23 protein-coding genes and 5 pseudogenes are annotated in these 25,899 nt (G+C 40.1%); 17 read left to right on the top strand and 11 right to left on the bottom strand.

The window, feature by feature from the left end; genetic code table 11:
* The 4 genes and pseudogenes from ACLPIE_RS18970 to ACLPIE_RS18955 all read left to right on the top strand — a co-directional run.
* Positions 1-111: pseudogene (locus ACLPIE_RS18970) on the top strand (integrase); the annotation flags it as partial.
* A 16-nt stretch (positions 112-127) separates the two neighbouring features.
* A pseudogene (locus ACLPIE_RS18965) lies at positions 128-259 on the top strand (IS3 family transposase); the annotation flags it as partial.
* Complete coding sequence (locus ACLPIE_RS18960) at positions 249-587, top strand: hypothetical protein (protein WP_430263274.1); 339 nt, start codon at positions 249-251, stop codon at positions 585-587. The pseudogene ACLPIE_RS18965 and the gene ACLPIE_RS18960, both read left to right, overlap by 11 nt.
* Positions 588-728 (top strand): annotated as a pseudogene (locus ACLPIE_RS18955) (chromosome partitioning protein ParA); the annotation flags it as partial.
* A gap of 144 nt (positions 729-872) precedes the next feature.
* Here ACLPIE_RS18955 and ACLPIE_RS18950 read toward each other — a convergent pair.
* Positions 873-983 (bottom strand): annotated as a pseudogene (locus tag ACLPIE_RS18950) (IS6 family transposase); the annotation flags it as partial.
* A 662-nt stretch (positions 984-1,645) separates the two neighbouring features.
* Between ACLPIE_RS18950 and ACLPIE_RS18945 the strand changes: the two are divergent.
* The 13 genes and pseudogenes from ACLPIE_RS18945 (at position 1,646) to ACLPIE_RS18885 (ending at position 13,436) form a co-directional block, all read left to right on the top strand.
* On the top strand, positions 1,646-1,921 hold the full coding sequence (locus tag ACLPIE_RS18945) for a helix-turn-helix domain-containing protein (RefSeq protein ID WP_430263273.1): 276 nt from the start codon (positions 1,646-1,648) through the stop codon (positions 1,919-1,921).
* A gap of 225 nt (positions 1,922-2,146) precedes the next feature.
* Entirely contained in the window at positions 2,147-2,716 is a 570-nt protein-coding gene (locus ACLPIE_RS18940) for a fimbrial protein (RefSeq protein WP_430263271.1), read from the top strand.
* Positions 2,717-2,778: 62 nt separating this feature from the next.
* On the top strand, positions 2,779-3,300 hold the full coding sequence (locus ACLPIE_RS18935; protein ID WP_430263270.1) for a fimbrial protein: 522 nt from the start codon (positions 2,779-2,781) through the stop codon (positions 3,298-3,300).
* Between the two features lie 65 nt (positions 3,301-3,365).
* A pseudogene (locus tag ACLPIE_RS18930) lies at positions 3,366-5,930 on the top strand (outer membrane usher protein).
* Between the two features lie 6 nt (positions 5,931-5,936).
* Entirely contained in the window at positions 5,937-6,677 is a 741-nt protein-coding gene (locus tag ACLPIE_RS18925) for a fimbria/pilus periplasmic chaperone (protein ID WP_430263269.1), read from the top strand.
* Between the two features lie 22 nt (positions 6,678-6,699).
* A complete protein-coding gene (locus ACLPIE_RS18920; RefSeq protein ID WP_430263268.1) occupies positions 6,700-7,329 on the top strand; it encodes a fimbrial protein in 630 nt (209 codons plus the stop codon).
* 15 nt (positions 7,330-7,344) lie between these two features.
* Positions 7,345-7,902 (top strand): fimbrial protein, encoded by a 558-nt coding sequence (locus tag ACLPIE_RS18915; RefSeq protein ID WP_430263266.1) that lies wholly within the window; start codon positions 7,345-7,347, stop codon positions 7,900-7,902.
* 19 nt (positions 7,903-7,921) lie between these two features.
* Positions 7,922-8,494 (top strand): fimbrial protein, encoded by a 573-nt coding sequence (locus ACLPIE_RS18910; RefSeq protein ID WP_430263265.1) that lies wholly within the window; start codon positions 7,922-7,924, stop codon positions 8,492-8,494.
* Between the two features lie 43 nt (positions 8,495-8,537).
* Positions 8,538-9,089 carry a fimbrial protein gene (locus ACLPIE_RS18905; protein WP_430263264.1) on the top strand — a complete coding sequence of 184 codons (552 nt, stop codon included), beginning with the start codon at positions 8,538-8,540 and terminating at the stop codon, positions 9,087-9,089.
* A gap of 9 nt (positions 9,090-9,098) precedes the next feature.
* Positions 9,099-9,632, top strand: a complete 534-nt coding sequence (locus ACLPIE_RS18900) for a fimbrial protein (protein WP_430263263.1) — start codon at positions 9,099-9,101, stop codon at positions 9,630-9,632.
* Between the two features lie 127 nt (positions 9,633-9,759).
* The gene (locus tag ACLPIE_RS18895) at positions 9,760-10,266 is read left to right on the top strand and encodes a fimbrial protein (RefSeq protein WP_430263262.1); all 507 of its coding nucleotides are present in this window, start codon (positions 9,760-9,762) and stop codon (positions 10,264-10,266) included.
* Positions 10,267-10,375: 109 nt separating this feature from the next.
* Positions 10,376-11,233: an MrpH family fimbial adhesin gene (locus ACLPIE_RS18890; RefSeq protein WP_430263260.1), complete on the top strand. Its 858-nt coding sequence runs from the start codon at positions 10,376-10,378 to the stop codon at positions 11,231-11,233.
* An 871-nt stretch (positions 11,234-12,104) separates the two neighbouring features.
* A complete protein-coding gene (locus ACLPIE_RS18885) occupies positions 12,105-13,436 on the top strand; it encodes an SLC5/6 family protein (RefSeq protein WP_430263259.1) in 1,332 nt (443 codons plus the stop codon).
* A 168-nt stretch (positions 13,437-13,604) separates the two neighbouring features.
* On the opposite strand, the gene ACLPIE_RS18880 is transcribed toward ACLPIE_RS18885, so the two are convergent.
* From ACLPIE_RS18880 to ttrS, 10 genes are all read right to left on the bottom strand, one after another.
* Positions 13,605-14,171: a tetratricopeptide repeat protein gene (locus tag ACLPIE_RS18880; RefSeq protein ID WP_430263257.1), complete on the bottom strand. Its 567-nt coding sequence runs from the start codon at positions 14,169-14,171 to the stop codon at positions 13,605-13,607.
* Between the two features lie 553 nt (positions 14,172-14,724).
* Positions 14,725-15,132 carry an acyl-CoA thioesterase gene (locus ACLPIE_RS18875; RefSeq protein WP_430263255.1) on the bottom strand — a complete coding sequence of 136 codons (408 nt, stop codon included), beginning with the start codon at positions 15,130-15,132 and terminating at the stop codon, positions 14,725-14,727.
* 211 nt (positions 15,133-15,343) lie between these two features.
* The gene (locus ACLPIE_RS18870; protein ID WP_430263254.1) at positions 15,344-15,700 is read right to left on the bottom strand and encodes a hypothetical protein; all 357 of its coding nucleotides are present in this window, start codon (positions 15,698-15,700) and stop codon (positions 15,344-15,346) included.
* Between the two features lie 109 nt (positions 15,701-15,809).
* Positions 15,810-17,228 carry an NAD(P)/FAD-dependent oxidoreductase gene (locus ACLPIE_RS18865; RefSeq protein ID WP_430263253.1) on the bottom strand — a complete coding sequence of 473 codons (1,419 nt, stop codon included), beginning with the start codon at positions 17,226-17,228 and terminating at the stop codon, positions 15,810-15,812.
* Positions 17,229-17,500: 272 nt separating this feature from the next.
* Positions 17,501-18,292: a PhzF family phenazine biosynthesis protein gene (locus tag ACLPIE_RS18860; RefSeq protein ID WP_430263252.1), complete on the bottom strand. Its 792-nt coding sequence runs from the start codon at positions 18,290-18,292 to the stop codon at positions 17,501-17,503.
* Positions 18,293-18,451: 159 nt separating this feature from the next.
* Complete coding sequence (locus tag ACLPIE_RS18855; RefSeq protein ID WP_430263251.1) at positions 18,452-19,981, bottom strand: peptide MFS transporter; 1,530 nt, start codon at positions 19,979-19,981, stop codon at positions 18,452-18,454.
* A 382-nt stretch (positions 19,982-20,363) separates the two neighbouring features.
* Positions 20,364-21,590 carry a multidrug efflux MFS transporter MdtG gene (gene mdtG, locus ACLPIE_RS18850; RefSeq protein ID WP_430263250.1) on the bottom strand — a complete coding sequence of 409 codons (1,227 nt, stop codon included), beginning with the start codon at positions 21,588-21,590 and terminating at the stop codon, positions 20,364-20,366.
* A gap of 657 nt (positions 21,591-22,247) precedes the next feature.
* Positions 22,248-23,192, bottom strand: coding sequence for a Kdo(2)-lipid IV(A) acyltransferase (locus ACLPIE_RS18845; protein ID WP_430263249.1), 945 nt, complete (start codon positions 23,190-23,192; stop codon positions 22,248-22,250).
* 55 nt (positions 23,193-23,247) lie between these two features.
* Positions 23,248-23,844: a tetrathionate respiration response regulator TtrR gene (ttrR, locus tag ACLPIE_RS18840; RefSeq protein ID WP_430263248.1), complete on the bottom strand. Its 597-nt coding sequence runs from the start codon at positions 23,842-23,844 to the stop codon at positions 23,248-23,250.
* Positions 23,845-23,972: 128 nt separating this feature from the next.
* A complete protein-coding gene (ttrS, locus tag ACLPIE_RS18835; RefSeq protein ID WP_430263247.1) occupies positions 23,973-25,730 on the bottom strand; it encodes a tetrathionate respiration histidine kinase TtrS in 1,758 nt (585 codons plus the stop codon).
* Positions 25,731-25,899 lie beyond the last annotated feature (169 nt).

Below are 25,899 nucleotides of genomic sequence, written 5' to 3'. Positions count from 1 at the left end.
CTGAGGGAATATAACCGGGAGCGTCCGCATGAATCCCTGAATAATCTGACACCGGAAGAATACCGGTTATTAGCTGAAAATAACGAAATCTCAAAAAGTGTGTGGAACTGAAACGGGTGTGCTTACAGAAGCACGAATGGATATTTTTGAGTATATCGAAATGTTCTACAACGTTAAACGCAGGCACGGTTCCAATAATCAACAGTCGCCTGTAGAGTATGAAAAACGGTATAAAGAAAGATTAGTTCGTGTCTACTGAATTGGTGGCTATTCAGGAAGACGATTCACGTTTACCTTACCTATGTCTGGATGCGGTTACCCCTGAGCACCTGGAGCACGACATTTATTCGCATGCCGTGCGGTCAGATCATATCTACCACATTGCGCTGTTCAAATCACTGGCTAAGTACGAGGAACGTAAGGCCGAACAGAAGTTTCGCGACCTGCTGAAAGCAGCGCTGGTGGTTGGGTGCGTGGGGAATGAAGCCGACCACGATACCGTTATCGACAAAACTGTAATGGCATGGCGTGCAGCGAACCGTGGCGCACCTTTGGCCTATTCACAGCATCATCAGAAAAGGATGTGAAGTGTTACCACCGTATTAGAAGCATAAGCCTACAGTCGTAAAGTTGAAGCTCGATTTCTTATCACACAAAAAATTGAGCAAATATTAATGTTGGCCGTACTAAAAGAAAGCTTAAAAGATATAGGTATTCAAACCTTCAAAAATTAGTATTTAATTAATGTCATTAATTAAATACGGCACTGTTGTAAATAAAGAAATGAATTTGAGTTTTTGGACTCTAAGTAGATTATAGGTCAAAAGCTCGCTTCACTAGAATTTCATCAAAGGGCTGAACATAGTAAAATGCTCAGCCAACATATCCTGAAGTTCTCGATAACGGATACCGTACTTGCAGTACCAACGTACTGGTCACCGGATGATAATGCCTGTGAAGTGATGTCCTTTAATTATATTCATGAGGTAAGCTTACGTAGCGGATTAATTAGCCTAGCATAATAGGTCATTCAAACTTTGCAATAGAGCCTAATTATAATAGATAATCAATTAACTATACTTTTGATAGGTAATCCAATCTATATTAAAAAATGTAAATAATCTTAATGTATTATAGACCATTCACTTATTACCGACCCTAAATTAGTTCATCGGATGTTAATAACAAAATCTTATTATCAATAATAATAGAACTACTATCATTAATTTTATTTTTTATAGTACTACTACAAATTTCAATTTGTAACAAAATGAAAGTAACCTCTAGTATATAATGTAAAAATTATCTCTTTTTATATTTTAGCCACTAGGTGAATAATTAAATCTTTATTTTATTTTTTATTTTTTATTTTTAATTTTTTGAATTCTATGTATTTTTACTTATTTTAATCATTTTTTGTGTAAACTAACCTTGTTTTTGATAGGTTGAACCTATTGTTTTTTGTGTATTGATTGGTAAAAACATATTTACAGGTTGAGTAAAGAGCTCTATTGTTCACTCCATAATAGTGTTTTTACTTATTTCTATTTATATTGTATATGACAATTATTTTATTCTTACTTCAGTTTTATGGTAATAACTATAAATTACTGTACGAATTTTTAACAACTAGTATTGGTGAGTTATGAGGGATGATAATAGATATCAACATGATAAAATCATACGAAAAAATATTGGTTTTTTTATTCGTAAATCACGTTTAAATAAATCATTAAGCGGATTTCAGCTTGGTCGATTAATTAATGTTAGCCAACAACAAATATCTAGATATGAAAATGGAAATACTAGCTTAAATATTGAGACGTTAAATGCCATATTCAAAGTGTTAGATGTTAGTTGGCGGGATTTTTTATGTAAAATTTTTTATGTTGAAGTTTTTGATAATGATGATAAAAAATAAAATTCTATTTTAATGGGGTGTAATTTTTTAATTTATTAGTGAATGCGATATTCATTATTTTAATTTGACTCTAACAGCTACTTTTATTAATCATTTAAAATTGAATGGTTAACTTAAAGGAAAAATAAAATTTTTTATTTTTTCACACTTGCTACCTTAATTTCACTCTGAACTGATATTAAGGGGTATTTTTTATTAATGATTTAAATGAAGTTTGAGGAATATATGAAAAAATTAATACTTGCTACATTTGTACTTGGCGCAGTGAGTCAATCCGTTTTTGCTGCTGATGCAGGTACAGGTCAAGTAAAATTTAGTGGCTCAATTATTACTGCGCCATGCTCGATTGCTCCGGGGGATCAAAGCCAAGAAATTCCATTAGGACAAATTTCTAACGTCACGCTTGAAAATGGTGGAATGTCTTCTGCTCAACCTTTTGGGATTAAATTGGAAGGTTGTACGTTGAATGCAACATATAAAGGCACTAATGAGGAAGGTGAGGCCGTCGATATAAAATATGACAATACTGTTTCCATTCGTTTCACAGGGACTGAATGGGTCAATGGTTCGACCAACACAGGTTTGTTGAGAATTACTGGTGAAGGTCAAGGCGCGGGAGTTAAATTGATGACACCAGCCGGTACACCAGTCTTAATCAACAGCACAACCACGCAAAACTTTGTTTCAGGTGACAATACACTGCGTTTCCAAGCTGCATTACAAGGTATCAGAGGGACCACAGTCACTCCAGGTCAATTCGATGCAACCACAAACTTTATCTTGTCTTACAACTAAGTTGCACTAGGTATGTGGCCTATTTTTTAGGCCACAGATATTTGAGGTATCAGGAGCGTGCAATGAAGCCAGTTTATCAAATCATAGGGGGGAGTTTAGCATTTTCAGCGATGTTATCCGGAGCTGAAAACCACTTTCGAGGTGAAGTACACATGGGGGGGAGTATCTTAGAAACCCCGTGTGCAATAGCAATGGATTCGTTAGATCAAACCATTGAATTTGATACTGTGCCATTGGCTACGCTAAAGCAGTGGGGAGAGGGACCTCGGTATCCGTTTGTCATCCGAGTGATAGACTGTCGGTTGAATTCCTCATTTGGCTTAGTACCACAAAAGTTTGCGATGACCTTTGATGGCCCCTCTGAACCGTATGGCTTTTCCATTTTTGGAACGGCAACGGGTGTCGCTTTGCGTTTAGATGATGAACACGGACAGGTAGTCTCACCGGGCCAGCCACTGCAAATCGGGCTTTTACATCCCGGAGACCATCAGCTGAAGTATGGACTTAGAGTTGTCAGTAATCACTCTCCGTATACGCCGGGTAGTTTTCAAAGCATTATTCGGTTTAAATTAAATTATTACTAATAATAACAACTAGTTACAAGGCATCCATTTTTAGTCCGGTATCGAACATAAATAAGGATTTTTTTATGTGTTTTCATTCTCATCCCCATCGGCGTTATCGGTTATTGCCAATGGTTATTGCTGCTTTGATAAGCGGTGTCGCACTTCCGTCTTGGTCGAAAAGCGTGCAGTTCAACATGGATGTCCTGGATGTGGAAGACAGAAAAAATATTGATTTAGACCAATTCTCGCAGGCTGGTCACATGATGCCAGGCCGCTATTTACTGACAATTAAAATGAATCAACAGTCACTGGGTGAAGAAAGTGTGCTCTTTGAAGAGGATACGACAAGCGAAACGGGCAGTATCGTCTGCCTATCTCCCAGGGTAGTGGCGCAATGGGGTTTAACGTCGGCCGCACAAAAGCAGCTGACATGGACATCAAACGGGGAATGTTTGGTGTTATCGAGCTTAGCGGGGCTCTCAGCGACGGGTGACTTGGCAACATCGTCACTGTTAGTGAATGTGCCTCAGGCGTATTTGGAGTACAGCTCCCCTGATTGGGATCCTCCGTCTCGCTGGGATGATGGGTTACCTGCTTTGATGTTTGATTACAGTATCAATGGCAGCATTAACGACCCGAAAAAAAGTGACCAAAAAACTTATTCATTGACCGGAAATGGTACTACAGGTGTGAATCTGGGGGTATGGCGTTTCCGTGGGGACTGGCAAGCGCAATCGGTTCGAGTCACTGGCAAGAACAGCAACTCAAATACAGACATGACCTGGAATCGATTTTATGCTTACCGCGCATTAACTGCCCTATAGGCTAAATTAACCCTTGGGGAGGATTATTTTGATTCTGCAATTTTTGATTCGTTCCGTTTCATTGGGGCCTCGATACGAACAGACTTAAATATGATGCCCCCTAACTTACGGGGCTATGCGCCCGAAGTCGTGGGGACCGCGAAAACGAACGCGACGGTCACGGTTCGCCAGCAAGGGCGAGTGATTTATGAAACCCAAGTGGCACAAGGTCCATTTCGTATCCAAGATTTATCCGATGCGCTCAGTGGAACGTTGAATGTCACGGTCACCGAGCAAGATGGCACAACACAGCAGTTTGATGTTGATACCGCAAACCTGCCATTTTTAACGCGCCCTGGTCAAGTGCAATATAAGTTGGCGATGGGTCAACCCACAGATGAAGATCGCCACAGCGAAGGGGAAAACTTTGCATCCGGCGAGTTTTCTTGGGGGGTTCGTAATGGGTGGTCGCTGTTTGGTGGGTTACTCGGCAGTGAGCACTACCAAGCTTTGTCCGTCGGATTGGGGCGTGATTTACTGGCGTTAGGAGCGTTGTCGGTCGATGTTACCCAATCGGTGGCCCGTTTACCCAGAAATGAACGCTTGACTGGTGGGTCTTATCGCCTGAGCTATTCGAAAAACTTTGAAGAATATAACAGCCAAATAACGTTTGCCGGTTACCGTTTTTCTGAACGGGATTTTATGAGTATGAGTGACTTTTTAACCGCCAAGAAAACCGGCGTGCATTATGGCGGCAGCAAAGAGTTGTATACCCTGTCATTTAACAAAAATTTTGTCGATACCGGATTGTCTATGTACCTCAGTTATAACCACCAAACGTATTGGGACAGACCGGAGAATAACTACTACAACTTGATGATTTCAAAATATTTTGATTGGGGCCGATTTAAAAATATTTCTGCCTCGCTGTCATTAAACCGTCAAGTTAACCAAGGTGTCAATGATGACAGTGCCTATTTATCGCTGTCGATGCCTTGGGGAAATGCTGGCAGTAGCGTGAGTTATTCTATGGATGCTCGCCGTGGTGGCATGAGTAATCGAGCGTCTTACTACAATACAGTGAATGACCGGCTATCTTATACCGTCAGTGCAGGTGAAAACCCTCAAGGTATGACTGGCAGTGGTTTTATTTCCTATCAAGGTGATAGTGCATGGGTATCGGGTAATGCCAGCTATTCCTCTAATGATTATCGTGGCGTGGGGTTCAGTGCCAATGGCGGTATGACATTAACCCCAAAAGGGGGGGCTCTGCACCGTGTCAATCAAGCTGGAGGAACACGGCTATTACTTGACACTGATGGGGTGGCTAAGGTCCCGATTCGCGGGGTTGGTGCACCAGTGACCAGCAATGGGTTTGGTAAAGCGGTGGTGGCAGACATGGGTAGTTATTACCGAAATAATGTGCAGATTGATTTAAACAATCTACCGCGCAATGTCGATGCCGAGCAGTCAGTGGTGCAAGCGACGCTAACTGAGGGGGCGGTAGGATACCGTCGTTTTAATGTGCTTTCAGGGGAAAAGGCTATGGTGGTTATTCGTTTGCCTGATGGAAGTTTCCCTCCATTTGGCGCTCAGGTCACGAATTCCAAAGGGAAAAATACGGGTATCGTGGCGGATGAGGGCAATACTTATCTCAGTGGAATAATCCCAAATGAAGAAATGGCCGTCACGTGGGGCAGCGAAAACCGTTGTCGTATACAGTTCCCCACTAAACTGATGAGTTTTACGGAAGCCACACTGTTACCGTGTCAGCCTTTAGCAATAGATACCGAACGCTCTGTAGGCTCCTTCGGTGTAGTACATCAAAATGAAGAGAAAAGGTAATAAATTATGAGTTTAACAATCACAGCATTCAGAGGGTTAGTCTTAGGAGGCTTGCTAGTCAGCCATTTGGCAAGCGCAGGGATCACCATGGACAGGACGAGAATTGTTTTTGAAGGAGATAAAACTTCAATGACATTAAATATTGGTAACAATAATCAAGAATTGCCATATTTAGCCCAAGGTTGGCTTGAAAATGCAGATTCAAAAAAAATAAACGGACCTTTAGTCGTTTTACCTCCAGTTCAACGTTTAGAAGCGGGAAAGTCGAGCCAAATAAAAATTGAAGCATTACCTGCGGCAAGCTCATTACCTCAAGATAGGGAAAGTTTGTTTTATTTTAACTTACGGGAAATTCCACCAAAAAGTGATAAGCCGAACGTACTGCAGGTTGCCTTACAGACGCGAGTGAAACTGTTTTATCGGCCTAAAGCTATTATCCCTACCGATAAGAGTGAACCTGCTATTCAGAAATTAACGTTAGATAAATCTGGCACTAACGCGATAGTTAAAAACCCGACACCATATTATGTGACGGTGATTAATGCCTTCTCTCCGACCTTAAAGAATGACCCCAATAATTTTAATCCGGTCATGGTAGCCCCATTTAGTCAAGAGGGTCTAGGTGTGAGCAGCGCTCAATTGGGGAATAGCCCGACATTAATTACGATTAATGATTATGGTGGCCGACCAGAATTGACCTTCGCTTGCCAAGGAACTGTTTGTAAAGTGAACCAGCAAAAACTATAGCCTATTATCAGTAGGAGAGGGAATGGGAATATCAATAACATTCAAAAAGCTACTGTTATATATCAGTAGTCTATTGCCTTTGTTGAGTGTGGCTGTTGTTACTCATGCGACACCCCAAGCCATAGGGTATCGCGCTATGGATAGCTGGGCGGTGGATGGACAACATGGGATTTTACGGGTGAAAGGAATGTTAACCGACAGCCCTTGTCGATTGGCGATGCACAGTACCGATCAAACTCTCGATTTAGGTACGGTTACAAGGGGGGATTTTCCAACATTAGGTGCAAAAGGCCGAGCTGTTTCCTTTCAATTGGAGCTCACAGATTGTTTGGCTGTTGCAAATGCCCGAATGGATAGACAAACAGGGCAAATCCCTTGGAGTAAAAGCCAACCAGCTGTATCAGTACAATTTATGGCAGTGAATAGAGATGCGAGTCAACGATATGTTGCGCTACAAGGTATTTCAGGTGTTGGGTTGGAAATTAAAGATGAGAGAGGCGATATCCTACCATTAGGGCAATACAGTGTCCCTAGGCTCTTGGCGGTTGGACAATCTGCTTTGATATATACGGTTACTCCTGTGAGGATTACAGGCCCATTTTTACCGGGTGCCTTTTATGCAGTGATCGGCTTTCAATTGAGTTATGACTAAGGGAAATAGGTAGTTATGAAGAAGACATCAATCGGCGTTGCCAGTGGTTTTTTTATGGGGATAAGTTTCTTTTTCAGCTCATCCGTTTTAGCTGCGAATACTGTGAGCATTAATATTAAAGGAAATTTAATATTAAATCCACCGTGTGATATTACGTCAACAGGCGGGGGAGATTCTATTAGTATTGATTTTAACGATATTGTTATCCGGAATATAATAACTCAAGCAGCCAATACTTCCGCTACTACTGCAATGTATCAGACCCCTCTACCAATTAAGTTGGAGTGTGATGCTGAAGATGGGACAGCAGTACGCATTGGTTTACAAGGGGCTGCTGCTGCATTTAACAGTGAGTTTTTAGCAACGGATAATCCAAATATTGGTGTGCAGTTTATTAATTTAGGTCGAGGAACGTTCATACCGAACAATACAACCACAAGGCGTGCGAGAGTCTTAGTGGGAACCCCTTTTACATTTTATGTGGTTCCTATTCGTAATTCGAGTGTAGCTGCTAATGCGGTCAGAACGGGAGCGTTTTCAGCTACGGCAACGCTTGTCGCTGATTATGAATGAACAGATAGTGTAAGAAATCATGGCATTTTTTACTGTTGCGAAAGAAACTCGACGAGGCAAAGAAATGAGTACTTTGATAACTAAGCTTTTGTGGTGGAGTGGTTTAATTTTCGCATGGCTTACCATGCCTGCCGCAGCAAGCAATGCTGTGGATATAAATATTAACGGACGACTCATTGTTAACCCCCCCTGTGAGCTAACCTCAACGACGGGGAGTAATTCTATCGGTATTGAATTTGACGATATTGTTATTCGTAACATGAGCACGAACACATCGGGTCGTGCATATAGAAAATCAGTGCCATACAAATTGGTATGTGATGCACCGGATAGTACAGGAGTTGCTGTTTACCTTAGTTCGCCACAAGGGGCTAGCTTTGATAATCGCTTGGTTTCAACCACAAACCCGAATGTGGGAATTATGTTTCTCAATAATAATGGATTAGTGACCCGTATAGGGAATTATGCAGGAATGAATGCTGGCGAGCAAACTGAAATGGAGGTCGTCCCAATTCGGAATAATGCAGAGGGCGTCATTGTTGAAGCGGGCGATTTTTCTGCGACAGCCACATTAACTGTTGTTTATCGATAAATCATTTTGACTCAAAGGATTTCAGTACAATGAGACACCCAAAATGAAAGAGAAAATTAAATGTCAGTCAGTGTCTGTAGTTGTCATGCGGATTATCTTTACTTGTGGGTTAGGTGTTTGGAGTCAACTCGTGTTAGCGGATAATCAAGTGAACATGATACTACAAGGACGATTGCTAGATTTTCCTCCATGTGAGGTGTATGGCGATGGAGGTAAAGGGGCACCGATTCGAGTTGGGTTTGATGAGATTGCAATCCAACGTATTGATGGGCAGCATTTTCGGAAGAATTGGATACTCAACGTATCGTGTGATGTAACCCTTGGTTCTAACATACCGATTAAAATAGAGTATAACGGGGCGACGAGTGAGTTTGATCAGCAAGCACTACAAACGGATAAAGTTGGATTGGGTGTTCGTCTGTATCAAGTAAATAATGGTCAAGTCGTCAAATTAAATACGCCCTACACACTCACAATGTCTTCGAATGGAGAGCGCCAGATTTCGTTGTACGCAGTCCCAGTGAAGAATCCTGGAATTACGTTAACGCCGGGGCGATTTACGGCCTCCGCAACACTGGCATTAAATTATCCATAAGAAGGCGATATGACAAAATTACGTTTGTACATAGTGGTGTGGCTATTTTATACATTATCGAGTGGAACAGCATGGAGCGATAATGTGAATACAGTCACTTATGATGGTACGTTGATAAATCTCGCTTGTAGAGTTGATGAAAGTGCCCCAACCCTCGTCGATATGGGCACCATTATAGATAAAGAACTATATTTGCATGGAAAGACAGTGGCGAAACCTTTTTCCTTGGCGTTAAAAGATTGTGACCCAACTGTGGCGAATACAGTCAGTATCAGGCTAAAAGGGGCAACAGGAAGTGTGACGCCAGATGGATATTTGGCGTTGGATGCTAGCAGTGAAGCAAAAGGTGCAGTAATAGGTGTGACCGACACACGAGAGCGTGTAGTGATTGGTAATGCTTTACCCCAAAAACCGTTAGAAATGGGCACGATGCATATACCATTGTATGCCTATTTACAAATTACATCGGAGGCGCTAGCAAATGATGGGATTGTTCCGGGCCCATTTACGGCGACATTGTATTATCAGGTGGAATTTGAATGAATTTATATTCAAAAGATTACAGTTTTGAATATAAACGCTTATCTGAAGAATAAAAATAATATCAGTTAATAAATAATGGGGCGAATAAACACTCTTGAATTTATCTGACTGATTAATAGGAGACTACATGTTTTTTTTAAAATACACCATATATTCTACTTTGTTTTTATTGTCTACTTATTCTTTAAGCTATGCAACTAATAGTTTTACCGTTAATATTAGTGCAACGATTATGGTCACAACATGCAATATAGCCTCGACTGAAGGTGATAATCGCGATATAAACATCGATTTTAATGATATTATTGTCAGTAACGTTAATGGTGATAACTATATTAAAAATATACCGTATAAAGTCAATTGCTCGGGAGGGGCGAATGACAACCCTGCGTTAGAAATTAGTTTTACAGGAGCATCTGCTAATTTTAATAACAGGCTATTAAAAACCAGTGAAGATAATTTAGGATTACAACTTAATGTGGATGATAAAAAAATAGGTTTAAGTGATATTATTAAATTTAATTATAAGTCACCACCTAAGCTAAGTGTTATGCCTATCATTGGTAATGCAAGTGCGATTAAACAAGGTGGTGAATTTACATCCACTGTTATTATCAACTTAGGATATCAATAAATAATTATATATTAAATTATGTTTTTGACATTATTGATGACCTTTTATTTTATATAAAAATATTTACCCTTTGATAAAATAAGGGTGATAATATTAATGAGTAGATATTATGAAAAGTAAATGTATTCGATTAGCCATGTGTCTTATCGTCATGGGAAGTGTTTATTATCCAATTACCACCACTGCAGATCCCATAGTTACGGTATTTAGTCGGACTGGGGACGAACCGAGACCCGGTTATACTCCTAGGTGGACCATTACGGGGACTGTTGATTGGGCAGAAATCCCATTAAATGACCCTGCCGCTAAAGAAAATGTTTGTTGGGGTGAGTGTGTCATTGGGGTATGTCCAGCAGCCCCTGGTCAATTATGTAATACGCAATGGTTAATGCAGCAAGGCAGAGTTTACGCGATATCTTGGGGTAATGGTTTTTCAACACTTAGAGATCTTCGTAGAGCATTTTTTACTTACTATAAGGATTGGTCTATGAGGATACCTTATTACCAGTACCCTGATGATGCCTGTTTCAATATGGTTTATGGGCATGTGAATGATCGTATGCTTAATTTAGTTCCTGGAACAGTATGTGGATATGCTCCGCCATTAAATGTGTCGTGCTCTGTTACCTCTGGGGATGTAAACATTGAGCATAATACGATTGAGGTTAGCAAGATTAGCAATCAACCAGAAATTATAAAACCAATAGAACTCCAGTGTACTGGGGGGAGTGCTGTAGTGAGTTTTTCGCTTGCATCAGGAACGACTGATGATCTTATTAATATGGGAACAGGGTTAAAGTCTCAATTGACGATTGACGGTAAAAAATTAACGATTGAAGGGACCACATTGAGTGCAAGAAAAGGCAGAAATTCAATTTTATTAGGCTCTAAGCTTATCGCGAGCGGTGAGAAAATCGAGCCTGGATTACATAAAGGTAGTGTAACCGTTTTAATGCGCTATAACTAACCACCATAAAACAGGTTTCTTGCATAGAAGCGCTTAATTGAGAAACACTCACAATGTCGATTATCTCTTTAGGTAAAACTATGCTAGCGAATGATTTCAAATAGAAACATTTTGGGCTCTGTTGCAAAGTTTGAATGACCTATTATGCTAAGCTAATTAGTCCGCTACGTAAGCTTACCTCATGAATGCATTTAAAGGTCGTCATTTCACAGGCATTCTCATGCCTGTGAGCGGTACGTTGGTACTGCAAGTACGGCATCAGTTACCTTGAGATTCAGGAAATATTGGCTGAGTGCGGTGTAAAGGTAGTTTATAATTCTGTTTTTAACATAATAACGAAAATATACAGTATAACCAATTACGCTATATAAGTATTATTGCTTATATTGTGATTTGCAACATAAAATTACATACCAACTTCACTAAATGTTATAATATTGTAAATGTTTCGAATATTCATCATTATTTTATTATTCAATAAATTATTAAACCTTTCACATCAATTATTGTACCATTTTATATTTCTATATTTATTTTTAACGAAATTCCTAATATCCATCTTTTTAGATAATTTTTTTCTATATTTTTCTTGTTAACCTCTATTTATAGCAAAATTTTTCTCCGCATTCTTTCTTATGATTTAGAAATAATAAGGTCATACTTTTTATAATGTTTAAATAACTTAATTTAAAACTCTGTTTCCCGAAAGGAATAGATCTACAACACAGCCAGAAGGAGCTGAACAGTAGACTTCGTTAAGTGATTGTAATTTAAATAATCTTAGAAAGTGTTTATAGAGCTAAGAAAGATGATTTGACGTTGCAGCTCAAACTTAAATCAGTCTTTAATTGATAAGTAAATGAGAAAAAAAATGAAAATAACAACTATTAATAAAGAAGAGCAAAGTAATACCGTTGCATGTACTAATGCTCGCCGTGCAGGTATGACACAAGAAGAATGGATTGCAGCAATAAAATTTGATGGGAACGATGTGGGATGGGTTATTATGAGTGTAGGTATGGCTATCGGTGCAGGTATTGTTTTTTTGCCGGTTCAAGTTGGCTTAATGGGCTTATGGGTCTTTTTGCTTAGCTCAATCATTGGTTACCCTGCTATGTACATGTTTCAACGCTTATTCATTAATACATTAGCGGAATCACCGGAATGTAAGGATTATCCAAGTGTAATTGCTGGTTATTTAGGGAAAAACTGGGGGGTTTTACTTGGTATTCTTTATTTTGTGATGCTTGTGATCTGGTTGTTTGTTTATTCCACTGCTATTACTAACGATAGTGCGTCTTATTTACAAACTTTTGGTGTAACTGATGTATTGCTTTCGAAAAATCCATTTTACGGATTAATATTGATTTGTATTTTAGTAGCTATCTCATCTCGCGGCGAACAAGTACTCTTTAAAATATCAAGTTTCATGGTGCTAACTAAGTTATTTGTTGTCGCGGCATTAGGGCTATCTATGATAGGTATGTGGCAGTTACACAATATAGGTGCATTACCTCCTATGGGACGTTTGATAAAAGAAGCTATTATTACTCTCCCTTTTACTTTAACTTCTATTTTATTCATTCAAACACTAAGCCCTATGGTTATTTCCTACCGTAGTCGCAATAAAAACCGAGATATCGCACGCTATAAAGCTTTACGAGCGATGAATATCGCTTTTGCCATACTATTTTGTACTGTCTTTTTCTATGCAATTTCATTCACATTAGCTTTGGGGCATGATGAAGCTATAAAAGCTTATGAGCAAAATATTTCAGCGCTTGCGATTGCGGCAAAATACTTCCCTGGAGGATGGGTAACTATTGTCAGCTTAATGCTCAATATCTTTGCAGTAATGACGGCTTTTTTTGGTGTTTATTTAGGTTTTCGTGAAGCAGCTCAAGGAATTATAATAAATATGCTTCAACGCATGATGCCTGCTGAAAAAATCAATCATAAGTGGGTGCAAAATAGCATTATTATCTTTGCTATATTGCTTGCTTGGGGAGCAATTGTCTTAAATGCACCTATACTTAGTTTTACCTCAATCTGTAGCCCTATATTCGGTATGGTTGGCTGCCTTATACCTGCTTACTTAGTCTATAAAGTACCTATGTTACATAAATATAAAGGAATTTCCATTTACCTCATTATCTTTACTGGGTTATTACTTTGTATCTCACCATTTTTGGCTTTTTCTTAATCGCCAAAATGTCCTTCTACCTAGCAAATTTGACTCGTATTGAAAAAATAAGCTTGGCCTTTAAGACTAAACGTCAGCCGAGGTTCTGAGTGACACAATCATTCTGTTTGGAAAAATAAAGAAGCCTGACACACATTTTATTGTTAAGGTGTCAGGCATGAAGAAGGGTTATTTAGTACAGGCGTCTTTAATCCCAGCTTTACAGGCTTGAGCTAAATAAACTGTTGCAGATTTTTCATTAATTTCAGTGCCTTCACCATTTTTTAGCATGTTGCCAACTTGGTATTGTGCTGGCGGAAATTTTTTATCAGCCGATTTTTTAAACCACTCAAAGGCAGTGATATAGTTTTGTTTTACACCAATACCTTGATAATAAAACTGCCCCATATAATTTTGGGCTTCAACATTCCCTTTGTTGGCTGATTTTTCAAATAAATCCATTGCAGTCTCAAGATTTGCTTCCACGCCATTTCCGTTTAAATACATATCACCTAAAAAGAGTTGGGCGTCAGAGTTTCCTTTATTAGAAGCCATGGTTAACCATTTCTTGGCCTTACCATAGTCTTGTTTAACCTCATTGCCAAGGTAGTAACCGATACCCAGTAGTACTTGTGCTTTTATATCCCCTTTTTGTGCCTCTTGTTCAATGCGTTTGAGAGTTTCTTTTGGAACAGCGGCATGACTAAGGTTTATGGAAAAAGTCAATAAAAAAATAATTGATAGGATTCTAAGCATGATGTTATATCTTATTTTCGCGGCGTTTTATTTCTATTATTAAATAAATGATATCAACCAGAGCGTCTGTTATTGCTTTGGTTTACCTTCAATGTTGTGAACATTCTTACATAATTAAAAATAATATTACTATGGTTAATGTAATACATTGTCTTCAAGACGTTTATAGCCATTTTTTTGGATAATATCCATAACACACTTTACGTCTATAACTAAAAAATATCAATATCCAGCTTAAATTACAACTTTTAAGGGTGAGTGTGTGAGCGTCTTTTGGTAACGCTATGTGTTTGTTGTAACAAGGTATTAATAAAATTTAAAATAAATGAATAGATATATTCAACTAGCATGCTAACCATGTGATATGAATGGAATATAAATACATGAAAAATAATTACTCATTAACAGTTAAATATAATAATTAGCAAATTATTTCATAAAATTACAAATTCAAAAAAATCAAATTACACACAAGTCATGATATAAATACCACAAGAAATAAGGCATACACCAAAACAATCCATTTATGCCTTATTTTTAAGGGAAGGGTGCTTTAAGACTCAAATAGCGGGGTCGGTTTACCATTATCATCGATAGCAACAAAATTAAATTGACCGTGGATCACTTCTTCACGCCCTTCTGAGTACATATCTTCTAAAAAAATGGAGACATTAACTGTTAGGCTGGTTCTTCCTACTCTGATCACTTTGCCGATCAATTCAACAATGGTGCCTGATGGAATAGGGTGAGTGAAATTGATTTTTTCTGTTGAAACGGTAACTAGGCGCTTGCGACTAAATCGAGTGGCAGTAATGAAGGACACCTCGTCCATCCATGCTAGCGCTGTTCCCCCAAATAGAGTGCTATGATGATTAGTGGTCGTTGGGAATACGACTTTAGAGACGCGAGAAATAGATTGTTCAATTTTTTGTGCGATGACATCGTCTGCAATGGAACTCATGATTCAGCCTTACAATTGTTACTTAGTGTGTTAAAAATGTTAAAAGCTAAGTGTATACTCATCTCAAATTAATTCAGCAATAAATGTGAAGTGAATCGTTTCGGCGGGGGATTTTGTATGAAAATGACTGCAATAATCAAATAATAGGGAAAATATAGATAGCTCAAAGTTTAAACAATGAGCTTGTGAATTATGATGATGAGATAGAGGATTAGTTATCTAGATACTCAGCACTCATACGAATGGCTTTCGCGCTGTCCCCACTTTTAACACAAGAGACTAAAAAGGCTTTAGATTCAGCCCAAATAGTGGCTGAATAATTTTCACCGTGAATATCTTTTTCCACTGTAATAGGGTATGTTTCAACGCCGTTGAGCCATTCGATTAATCCTGACTTGCAGGTGGGAAAATCATCTTTTGCAATTGTTCCATCTAAAACGGGCATGGCAATCTGTGGTTTATTGCTATTAGCAATCATTCCCTCTAATTGCTCAACGGTATAACTTTTTTCGCCGAATGCGACAGTGCTTACCAGTGTCAGCGCCATGGCTAATATTAATTTATTCATAATCACTCCATTTGATTTAAGTTTCGAATATTAAGCAATCGCAGAGCAATAGGCAATAAAAAACCCTCCAATATGAAGGGTTTTTGTGTGTGCTTTTTATAGCGAAAGATTAACTGAATCTGTATAAGCTAAATGGTTTAACATTCAATGCAGGTTCTTTGCCTAATAACAGGTCAGCCGTCAGTTCAGAAGAAACTGGGCTTTCTGTCATTCCCCAACCTGTTGCAGTATTGATAACTAGTCCTGGGTATTCATTGACTTGAGAAATAATAGGGTGCTCATCTGGGGCGATAGCCATTGCACCGCTCCATTGGTCAATTAATTTTGAATCTTTAAAGGCTGGGAATTCAGTTTTTAATTTCTCAAATGACGCATTCAGTTCAGGCAAGTCAGGTAATGCGGTCATATTTCTATGTTTTTCAAATGGAGAAACTTCGTCTAATCTCCAGCTAGTTGGCTCTGTGAATGAATTGATTAGTTGTTCATTTAATGAAATATGAACAGGGAAATCAGGCATTGATAACAGTGGGATATATTTATAGCCGTAAACGAAGGAATCTTTAACAACAGGTGCCACAATCACGCGAGGAGAGGTTGCGTAGGTACCGTCTGCTTGTTCACGGAAGAAAATATTGCCCGGCAAAGCCACGTTGCCACCCGGTGCAGTTGGTGACCCGCTGATTAACTGTTGAGACTGGTAAGCCGGTAACGTTGGGACATCGACCCCTAAGTTTTGCATGAACAGTCTAGACCATACGCCCCCAGCAACGACCACTCGTGATGTTTTGATGGCACCTTTTTCTGTGACGACATCTGAAATCACGCCAGCTTGGGTTTCTAAACCACGTGCGGCACAATTGGTGTAAATTTTAACGCCGATTTTTTTCGCGTAATCGGCCATCACAAAGGTGGCTATTTCGGCATCTAAGCTACCAGAGTCTTCTTCAAAGCCTGCGATTGTCCACTTAGATTGAGCACCTTTTAGACGTTGGTTCAATTCAGCGCCTTCAATGATACGTGTTTTGAATGGGATGTCTGAGCCGACATTTTTACTTCTGCTATCAATCCACTCTCTTACATTGACTAAATCTTCTTCATCCAGAGGGACTTCAACCCGACCTTGTGTACGGTAACTGGTATCTACGCCCACTTTGGCGTTCATGTCTCTCCAGCGTTGTTTACCTAAGTGGTGCAGCAAGAAGGTTTCATCTGGCATTTTATACGTGATAACTTGGCCATAGAAGCGTGATGATTGTTCACCTGCAATATTTCCTTTTTCGACGATGACGACATTCAAGCCACGCTCAGTGAGGTTAATTGCCGTCATAAGCCCCAGAATTCCAGCACCAATAACAACTACGTCAGCTTGCTGTGGTAGAGCGCCTTCGGTTCCTTCAACAAAGCCATGTCGAGGTTTCCCGGGCACAAATCTACCTTCACGAGTTAACATTGGAGTTAAAATTCCAGCACCAGCAGCAACCGCGACCACAGTACCACCGATAAGAAATTTTCTTCTAGTAATAGCCATTTTATTGAGTTCCTTATATTGAACAAATAATTACTTGCTGACCAAAGCTTCAATGAGTAATGCTTATAATTGTAATTATATATTTCGCAATGGTTGTAATTGTAAACTAATTTAAGGTTGAATTAAAATTTTTAATGAAAAGTTAAAAATTATTTGTTTATTTGTCATAAGGATGCGTGGTGTGCTGGTAATTGATATCACTCATACCAGCACAAAATGGTGGGGTTTGGTGTTTAACTCGAAACTTTAAGTTTCATTAAATGAGATTGTTTTTATGAAATATGGATGCTCCCCGTTAAAAATAACGTGGCGTTACCTGTCAATTTCACTCTGTCAGTCATGACCTCACAATGCACTTTCCCTCCTCTAGATGATAGTTGATGACCCAGTAAATGGCTTTTTTGTAATCGATTAGCCCAAATAGGTGCGATCGCGCAGTGTGATGTGCCAGTCACAGGGTCTTCATTGATACCTTTGGCCGGCGCAAAATAGCGGGAAACAAAATCACAATTATCATCAGAGCTTTTCGCTGTAATAGTGAGACCAGGTAGAGGAAGCTGCGAAAGCAATAACATATCAGGTTGGCAATTTAGCACTTGCTGAGCGTTTTCCAGAAAACACAGATAACGGTCTTTTGCTATCCATAGTTCTTTGATTTTGACACCGAGAATTTCCGCTAACTGTGGGTATTCACTAGGTTGGCTGAGTGTAGAATCGAGGATCGGAAAATCGAGAGTAAATCCCAGTGCACTTTGTGTGACAACTAACTCACCTGAAAGGGAATCAAATCGCAGTGGCTGAATGTTTCTTTTTAAAACATGATTAAGGACAAAAGCGGCCGCGAGTGTGGCATGACCACATAGCTTCACTTCAAGCTTTGGGGTAAACCAGCGGATATGCGAGTCGACAAGAAAGGCCGTTTCTGACAAATTAATTTCAGCTGCGATAGCAATCAGTTGCTCGTCAGGTAGCCAGTTTTCAAGTAGCACGACTGCTGCGGGGTTGCCTTGAAACAAGGTATCAGTGAATGCATCAACATAATAAGTGGGGAGTGAGAGGCTCATTAATGATTTACCTAATCGAGATAATCTACATAATAAAAGAAAGAACGATAGGCAGTATAACGACTATTTATAAAAAAATAATGGGGGTATTAATAGAAAACTAATTAAGGGAAAAGAACCGCCCAGTCGTAACCGAGCGGTTAGTATTGTCACGGAAAATTAAGCTTTTGCCTCGTTTTTATCCGCATTTTTTAGCATGTTTCGCACAGGGATAATCAGGGCTGCTAAGACAACGGCGCAGATCACCAAAGCAATTGAAACATGGGAGAACAAATCAGGCATTGAGTCGAGTTGGTCCTTACGGATGTTCCCACCCATAATGCCCGCAGCAAGGTTACCCAGAGCGCTCGCACAGAACCATAAGCCCATGACTTGACCACGCATTTTTTGTGGAGCCAGCAAGGTCATTGTCGCTAAGCCAATTGGGCTTAAACATAACTCACCCAATGTTAGCAGCAAGATACTGCCCACTAACCAAAATGGAGACACACCGCTTTGCGTTGCCAATACTTGGTTTGCTGCAACCATCATGATGGCAAAGCCACCCGCAGCAAATAAAATACCAATAACGAACTTGGTCATACTGCTTGGGTTCATATTACGTTTTGCTAGTGATGGCCAGAACCAGCTAAATACTGGCGCTAACAAAATAATGAACAAGGCGTTGATGGATTGGAACCAAATGGTTGGGATTTCAAAATTACCCCATTGGCGATCGGTGTAGTCGCGAGCAAAAATATTAAATGAGGTCGGTTTTTGTTCAAAGGCTGACCAGAAAAAAGCGGCTGCAATCAGGAGAATTAAACAGGCTAATAAGCGAGAACGCTCACTGCTGTTTAACCCTGCAAAGAAGAACATAAATAAGAAGTAAATACCCACACATGTCGCGATAACATAAGCGGAACTCTTCGCAATCATGGAGGCATTAAATGGAATGGTGCCATTATCGATTAATACAACCAGCACAGCCAGCAATACCATTGCAACCGTCACCCATTTACCGACGTTTTTACGTTCAACTGTTGGGCGGTTCCATGTGGAATCTAAGCCAACTTCTTTATCATAGCGTCGCATTTGTGGAATGGCATAAAAACGGAAGATTAGCAGAGCAACTAACATACCCAAGCCACCAAGACCAAAACCTAAGTGCCAACCGTATTTTTCGTGTAATGGGCCAATGATTAATGGGGCGATGAAGGAACCCATGTTAATCCCCATATAGAACAGAGAGAAACCACCATCACGGCGTGTGTCTTCTTTCTTATAGAGTGTACCTACCATCACCGTGATACAGGTTTTAAACAGACCTGTACCTAATACAATCAGTAATAAACCGACAAAGAAGAACGTATTCGTCCAAAAGGCTGACATGGCGATAGATAAGTGTCCTAACGCAATGATCAACGAGCCATACCATACAGCACGACGTTGGCCTAACCAGTTGTCAGCTAACCATCCACCGGGCAATGAGGTGATATAAACACCACCTGCGAAAATACCCACGATAGCGGAAGCTTGTTCAATAGGTAAGTCCATCCCACCTTGTAATAGTGCCGCACTCATAAATAAGATGAGTAGCGGGCGAACGCCGTAAAACGAGAAACGTTCCCACATCTCAGTGAGGAAAAGTGAACTCAATGGGTATGGATGCCCAAAAAAAGTTTTTGTTTTAGTCGCAGAATTATTCATCTGTGAACTCCCATAAATGCTCTCTTGAGAGGTTGTGCATGATATAGAACACCAAGGCGAGCGCTCAAGTGTCAATTGTTATTGATATGTTTTCATTAGTGTACGAAACATATTTTTAACATACATTATTATAGAATTGCCTATATACAGAATGAATTTATTGTAAAAGGCCAAGTTTTAAGGTGAAAAGTCGATATAACTCTCATTTCTCACGACAAGCTAGGGGAAGATACAGGATTTTAGTTGACAATAAAAGAAAGCGTTTTGAACTCATTGAGTTGTTACAAAACAATTGGTTAACTGTTTTATTTTTGTTTTTTTACTGTTCTGATTAATAAAGCCCATAAAGATTCAGGTTTTTGTATAAAAAATAGCAGTATCATTATTGGTCATTGGGTGAGGCACGCAAACCATCAGATTGTCGCCTGATAACTAACCATGAATAGATAAGATTGAAGAGAACTAATGTAGCCGTAAAGAAAAATACGGCTCTAAACCCATAGGTGGCAGCCACGAATGAGCCCATTAATGGCCCCGTCACATTTCCGACATCTCGTAGCGCTTGGTTATAGCTAAAAATTCGCCCCGTCACTTGATGTGAAATATTATAAATAATCAAAGTTTGAACCGCAGGCAATAGGGCTGCATTCAATGCGCCAAGTAAAAAACGCAGGAAACCCAATTCCCAATAACTGCTGATTAACCCCATAGGAAACAAAACAAAAATGGATGCGCCGAGAACGGTGAGTAACACTTTTTCAGGGCCAATTCGGTCACTGAGTTTACCTAGCATTGGGGCGCTGATTAAGGCGGCAATACCGGGTATAGAGGCGATTATACCACTGACAAAGGCAAGGTTTTCTAAAGAATCAGAGAGATCACGAACATAGAGGGTGATCACGGGGTTGATTGAACCCATAGCAGCTTGAATTATCATTGTGGTGAAAAATAAGCTAATCACTAAGTTTTTATTACGTAGTGAGGCAAATACTTGCTTACTGGATAATGCATCTTTGCGTGAAACGGGGGTAAAGCGTTCGCGCACATAAAATAAGGTAACGAAAAAGCAGATAAACAGTACGGACGCAGTAATAAAAAATACAGGGCGCAGGCCATATTGATCCGCAAGTAACCCCCCAATGAGAGGACCAATAAGCGCACCGCTGACGGCTCCGGTCGCTAAAACACCCATTGCCCAACCGCTTTTTTTTACGGGTATTTGAGTGGCAATGAGCGCGTTAGCATTCGGAACAAAGCCACCTAATAGACCTAATATGGCTCTTAAGGCTAATAATTGCCAAATATTTTGTGCAAAACCAATAAGCACCATCACAATAGCCATTCCTAATGCAGAACGAAGCAGCATGAGTTTACGGCCCTTACGGTCGGATAATCGCCCCCAAAATGGCGCGGCAATAGCGGAAAATAGGAAGGTAATACTAAATACAGCCCCTGTCCATAGGTTTAAAGAGGCATGGTCTGTAACGCCGAGCGCTTCAATATAGAGGGGGAGAAAAGGCATGATTAGGCTAAAGGCGGCTCCTGTTAAAAAACAGCCGAACCACACGACGTATAGGTTACGTTTCCAATATTCCGTTTTTCCCGTCATATTCAGCCCTACAGCGTTGTTGGCTTCATTCAGCTACCCGAGTCACATACTTGTGTATGCTCCTCGGGATATCTTCATTTTGCCGCCTAACTGTAGGACTGACTATTTAGGGAAAACAGAGCAAAGTGGCGCATATTTCCGGTCATATTCAGCTCTACAGCGTTGTTGGCTTCATTCAGCTACCCGAGTCACATACTTGTGTATGCTCCTCGGGATATCTTCATTTTGCCGCCTAACTGTAGGACTGACTATTTAGGGAAAACAGAGCAAAGTGGCGCATATTCCGGTCATATTCAGCTCTACAGCGTTGTTGGCTTCATTTAGCTACCCAAGTTGCATACTTGTATATGTTCCTCGGGATATCTTCATTTTGCCGCCTAACTGTAGGACTGACTATTTAGGGAAAACTGAGCAAAGTGGCGCATATTTTCGGTCATATTCAGCCCTACAGCGTTGTTGGCTTCATTCAGCTACCCGAGTCACATACTTGTGTATGCTCCTCGGGATATCTTCATTTTGCCGCCTAACTGTAGGACTGACTATTTAGGGAAAACAAAGCAAAGTGGCGCATATTCCCGTCATATTCAGCCCTACAGCGTTGTTGGCTTCATTTAGAAACAAATTTTGTTATTTCTTGTTCTAAGTCGTTGTTAAACATTAATGATGGATTCTATCCAAGTCCCCATATAACGAAGGTTCCCCGTCAGGGCGCGTTTTAAAACGGCGATGCAGCCACATATACTGTTCTGGCGCTCTAAGAATTTCTTTTTCGATAATTTGGTTCATCATGGTTGCCGTCGCTACATTATCGTCAATTGGGAAATCGTCAATGGCAGGTTGAATGATTAATTCATAGCCTTTGCCATTAGGTAAGCGCCTTGGGGTAAAAGGGATGACTAAAGGAGAAGCAAGGCGCAAAATAATTTGCGAACCATTTGTCGTTGCTGCATTTTTTACGGCAAACAAAGGCGCAAATGTACTATTACGAGGGCCATAATCATGGTCTGGGGCATACCAAAGAATTTCCCCATTTTTTAAATTGCGCACCATCCCTTTCATATCTTTGCGATCAAGCATGTATTTATTGGAACGCAAACGGCCACGAGTTTGTAACCAATCTAGCAGGGCATTATCGTTAGCGCGGTATACACCAATACCAGGGTTTAGCATGCCAAAGGCACGAGCCCCGATTTCTAATGTCAAAAAATGCACGCCAAGGACGATAATCCCACGGCCTGTTTTCCGTGCTGCTATGGCATTTTCTTCTCCAATGACCTTCACCCAACGACGAACACGCCAGTCAGGCCAGAACCAAGCCATTCCTGTTTCAAATAACCCCATGCCGACAGACTCAAAGTTTTTATCAATGCAAGTCTGTCTTTCTTGTAAACTCATGTCGGGGAAACACAATTGCAAGTTACGATCAGCAATCTGTACACGTTTTTTCAACAAATGCTTAGAAAATAACCCTAAGCGCGTTCCCATCCAATAAATGACAGGATAAGGTAATAAAACCAGGAGATATAACACACCAATACCTAGCCACGTTAGCCAGTAACGAGGGTGGAGAAGTTTTTTTTGAAATTTTGGTGCAAGTATCATTAGTATCCAAATATTTTAGTTATGAATAAAAAAAGTGTATTCAAATGATAGCAAATCATTCATTAAAAGCGTTAATTGCTTGCATAGTACTCATTAGCTCAGCAATGTTACGAACTGCCATTTTTTCCATGACACGAGAACGGTGAACCTCTACGGTACGTACAGAAACACAAGCTGCCTCAGCGATCTCACGGTTGATCAGACCTTGTAATACATACCCACAAATATCTTTTTCGCGTGGGGTGAGTGTCTCATAACGTTGTTTAATCAAATAACATTCAGTGGCTTTTGTGGTTTGTCTGCGAGCTTGGTCAAGGGTTTTGGCTAATAGTTGGCTGTCGATGGGTTTTTGCAGAAAATCCACTGCACCTAGCTTAACCTGTTCGACTGCCATTGGAATATCACCATGACCAGACAAAAATATCACCGCTAAGGTACTGTGCTGCTCCCTAAGATATTGATGAACTTGCCGGCCATCCAGTTTCGGCATTCGCATATCCAATAACACGACACCTTCTTGGTGAATTTCTGCCTGTTGAATGAATTGTTCACTGTCATTCCAAACCGTTGCAGTATAGCCTAGTGCTTCGAGTAAAAATTGACAAGCATCAGTAACATCGGTGTCATCATCCACTAGGTGAATAACTGGCATATATTTATACCTCTTCGTGTAGAAGGTGACAAAATAAAGTGCTTTATTTGGTGAATATTGATTATTTCAATAAGGCTATTGTCACATATAGTTAATATGAATGTTATCTATTGTGTGGCAAAAGATATTTAATTCTTCAAACTATCAGGGTAGTTGAAAATCAATGTGACTCTTAACCCCTTTACCCCATCGTCGGTCAGATCGTTTTCAATACGAATGTCTCCCCCTTGGCTTTGAATTAACCGCTGGCAGATCACCAAACCTAACCCCAAACCTTCTTTTTTTGTTGTCGCAAAAGGGGTGATCCCTTGTTCCAGTTGTTCAAACTGCATTCCACCTGCATCATCTTGTAAAACAAGAAGAAAGCGGCCTTGTGCAAAATGAAAACTAAAGTTCAGGACGGTTGCGCCAGCTTGTAAACTGTTGCTAACTAAATTAGATAATAATTGTTCTAATAGCGTATCAGGCAATGTCAGTGTGACATCCTGCGTTTCAGGAATAATCAGTTTAGCATTAGGATAGTGTTGATCCGCACGTAGCAATTGCCAAATATGGTTAATGGCTTGCTTTACCGATTGTGGGCTTAATGCCACATCTGGGGTATGTCCTGGCTTTCCAGCCCATAAGCGTAGATTACGGATGATATCAGCGCCTCTTTGAGCTTGATCATCGATTTTAGTCAATGCGCTAATTAATGGATGGCTATCAGATTCTTTTGTCAGGCGTAAAATACACCCCTGGGCATAGTGGCGAATAGCGGACAAGGGTTGGTTTAGCTCATGAGCAAAACCCGAGGCCATTTCACCTAAGATATTTAATCTTTGTGCTTTTTGTAAGTTGGCTTCTTGTTCGCGTAAGCGGTTGTGAGCCACTTCCAGCTGGCGGCTTTTTCGCCTGACTAAAAAAGCAATCCACACATGATTTACACCGAGTAATACAAAAAACAGTGCCACAAAGCCGATGGTAATTTGGTTTTGAATGGTCCAACTGACGATATCTTGCCAAATTTGCCGCTGTTGAGGGTGTTGGTTAACGTCACGCAGCAACATTTCCACTTGGGTGACAGAGGCCGGAGCTCCCCAACGCATGTTGGTTTTATCTGTGGAGAGTAGCGTTTTTGTCACTTTATCGACTAAATTGTCGGGGACATCGCTGAGTGCGGCAAAAGACCAGTTTGGGTATAGCTGTGTGCTCGTTAAACAAGAGAGGGAACTCGGGTGTTGAATTAATGGGCGAAATTGGTTTTTATCGATTAATCCTTCACTGTCCATATTTTCCAATAAACAAACAGGAATAATAGCTGCGGCTAATGAACCATCTCGTAGTGCGTATAACAAGGCGTCAGCCGGGAAACCTAAAAACTGCATTTGAAAGTCTTTAGCGGCATCATACCCCATATCACGTAAGATTTTATAACCTAATAAATACCCACCAAAAGCATCAGGGGAAATCGCCCCGACCTTTTTACCTATCAGATTTTTGACTTCGGAAATATCACTGTCTTTGCGCACTAAAATTAAACTGCCGATAACATTTCGGGTGGTGCTATTGGGCTCGACATCTGAACGTAACGATAATAACCAACGCAAATGATAGCGATTATCTAATTGGATAAATTGTGCGGGGTTGGTCAGTAAAAAATCAATTTTTTGATTTGCAATGGCTTCTCGCATCTCATCGAGATTCAAGGGCAGTAAAGTAAATCGTTCATCTGGAATGGAATCATTAAGTGTTTTGATTAAAGGTTGCCAGTGTGACTGGGTTGTCGTTGGGCCGCGCAAAGCTAACACCCCGATAGTCCACTGTGCAGAAATTGCGGGTAAAGACCATATCAGCAGCATGATTAATAGTATGTAATACAACGGTCTAGATGTTTTTTTTAACATATTTGAGTTATTCGTTGCGTTAGATCAATTTAGCTACGGGTATGTGGTAAACCACAATAGGGTGGTGGCGACTCTCTTCTTACAATGGCACTACAAGCTTTATTAAGGTAATTCACCAGTTTTAAAGAGAAATAATAATTTCAGTGGTTATCTTAACGAGACTGTGCCT

This window comes from Providencia sp. Me31A (assembly GCF_050487165.1).
In the GTDB taxonomy this organism is placed as follows: domain Bacteria; phylum Pseudomonadota; class Gammaproteobacteria; order Enterobacterales; family Enterobacteriaceae; genus Providencia.
The sequence above is the reverse complement of the archived record's forward strand: the minus strand, read 5'-3'. Positions and strand labels throughout refer to the sequence as shown.

Excerpts from the sequence above, each read along its gene's own strand:
- ttrR (WP_430263248.1), bottom strand. The coding sequence starts at position 23,844 with ATGCCAGTTATTCACCTAGTGGATGATGACACCGATGTTACTGATGCT.
- ttrS (WP_430263247.1), bottom strand. The coding sequence starts at position 25,730 with ATGTTAAAAAAAACATCTAGACCGTTGTATTACATACTATTAATCATG.
- ACLPIE_RS18910 (WP_430263265.1), top strand. The coding sequence starts at position 7,922 with ATGGCATTTTTTACTGTTGCGAAAGAAACTCGACGAGGCAAAGAAATG.
- mdtG (WP_430263250.1), bottom strand. The coding sequence starts at position 21,590 with ATGACGGGAAAAACGGAATATTGGAAACGTAACCTATACGTCGTGTGG.
- ACLPIE_RS18855 (WP_430263251.1), bottom strand. The coding sequence starts at position 19,981 with ATGAATAATTCTGCGACTAAAACAAAAACTTTTTTTGGGCATCCATAC.
- ACLPIE_RS18875 (WP_430263255.1), bottom strand. The coding sequence starts at position 15,132 with ATGAGTTCCATTGCAGACGATGTCATCGCACAAAAAATTGAACAATCT.
- ACLPIE_RS18935 (WP_430263270.1), top strand. The coding sequence starts at position 2,779 with ATGAAGCCAGTTTATCAAATCATAGGGGGGAGTTTAGCATTTTCAGCG.
- ACLPIE_RS18870 (WP_430263254.1), bottom strand. The coding sequence starts at position 15,700 with ATGAATAAATTAATATTAGCCATGGCGCTGACACTGGTAAGCACTGTC.
- ACLPIE_RS18925 (WP_430263269.1), top strand. The coding sequence starts at position 5,937 with ATGAGTTTAACAATCACAGCATTCAGAGGGTTAGTCTTAGGAGGCTTG.
- ACLPIE_RS18905 (WP_430263264.1), top strand. The coding sequence starts at position 8,538 with ATGAAAGAGAAAATTAAATGTCAGTCAGTGTCTGTAGTTGTCATGCGG.
- ACLPIE_RS18885 (WP_430263259.1), top strand. The coding sequence starts at position 12,105 with ATGAAAATAACAACTATTAATAAAGAAGAGCAAAGTAATACCGTTGCA.
- ACLPIE_RS18920 (WP_430263268.1), top strand. The coding sequence starts at position 6,700 with ATGGGAATATCAATAACATTCAAAAAGCTACTGTTATATATCAGTAGT.
- ACLPIE_RS18900 (WP_430263263.1), top strand. The coding sequence starts at position 9,099 with ATGACAAAATTACGTTTGTACATAGTGGTGTGGCTATTTTATACATTA.
- ACLPIE_RS18880 (WP_430263257.1), bottom strand. The coding sequence starts at position 14,171 with ATGCTTAGAATCCTATCAATTATTTTTTTATTGACTTTTTCCATAAAC.
- ACLPIE_RS18915 (WP_430263266.1), top strand. The coding sequence starts at position 7,345 with ATGAAGAAGACATCAATCGGCGTTGCCAGTGGTTTTTTTATGGGGATA.
- ACLPIE_RS18865 (WP_430263253.1), bottom strand. The coding sequence starts at position 17,228 with ATGGCTATTACTAGAAGAAAATTTCTTATCGGTGGTACTGTGGTCGCG.
- ACLPIE_RS18945 (WP_430263273.1), top strand. The coding sequence starts at position 1,646 with ATGAGGGATGATAATAGATATCAACATGATAAAATCATACGAAAAAAT.
- ACLPIE_RS18860 (WP_430263252.1), bottom strand. The coding sequence starts at position 18,292 with ATGAGCCTCTCACTCCCCACTTATTATGTTGATGCATTCACTGATACC.
- ACLPIE_RS18895 (WP_430263262.1), top strand. The coding sequence starts at position 9,760 with ATGTTTTTTTTAAAATACACCATATATTCTACTTTGTTTTTATTGTCT.
- ACLPIE_RS18890 (WP_430263260.1), top strand. The coding sequence starts at position 10,376 with ATGAAAAGTAAATGTATTCGATTAGCCATGTGTCTTATCGTCATGGGA.
- ACLPIE_RS18845 (WP_430263249.1), bottom strand. The coding sequence starts at position 23,192 with ATGATACTTGCACCAAAATTTCAAAAAAAACTTCTCCACCCTCGTTAC.
- ACLPIE_RS18940 (WP_430263271.1), top strand. The coding sequence starts at position 2,147 with ATGAAAAAATTAATACTTGCTACATTTGTACTTGGCGCAGTGAGTCAA.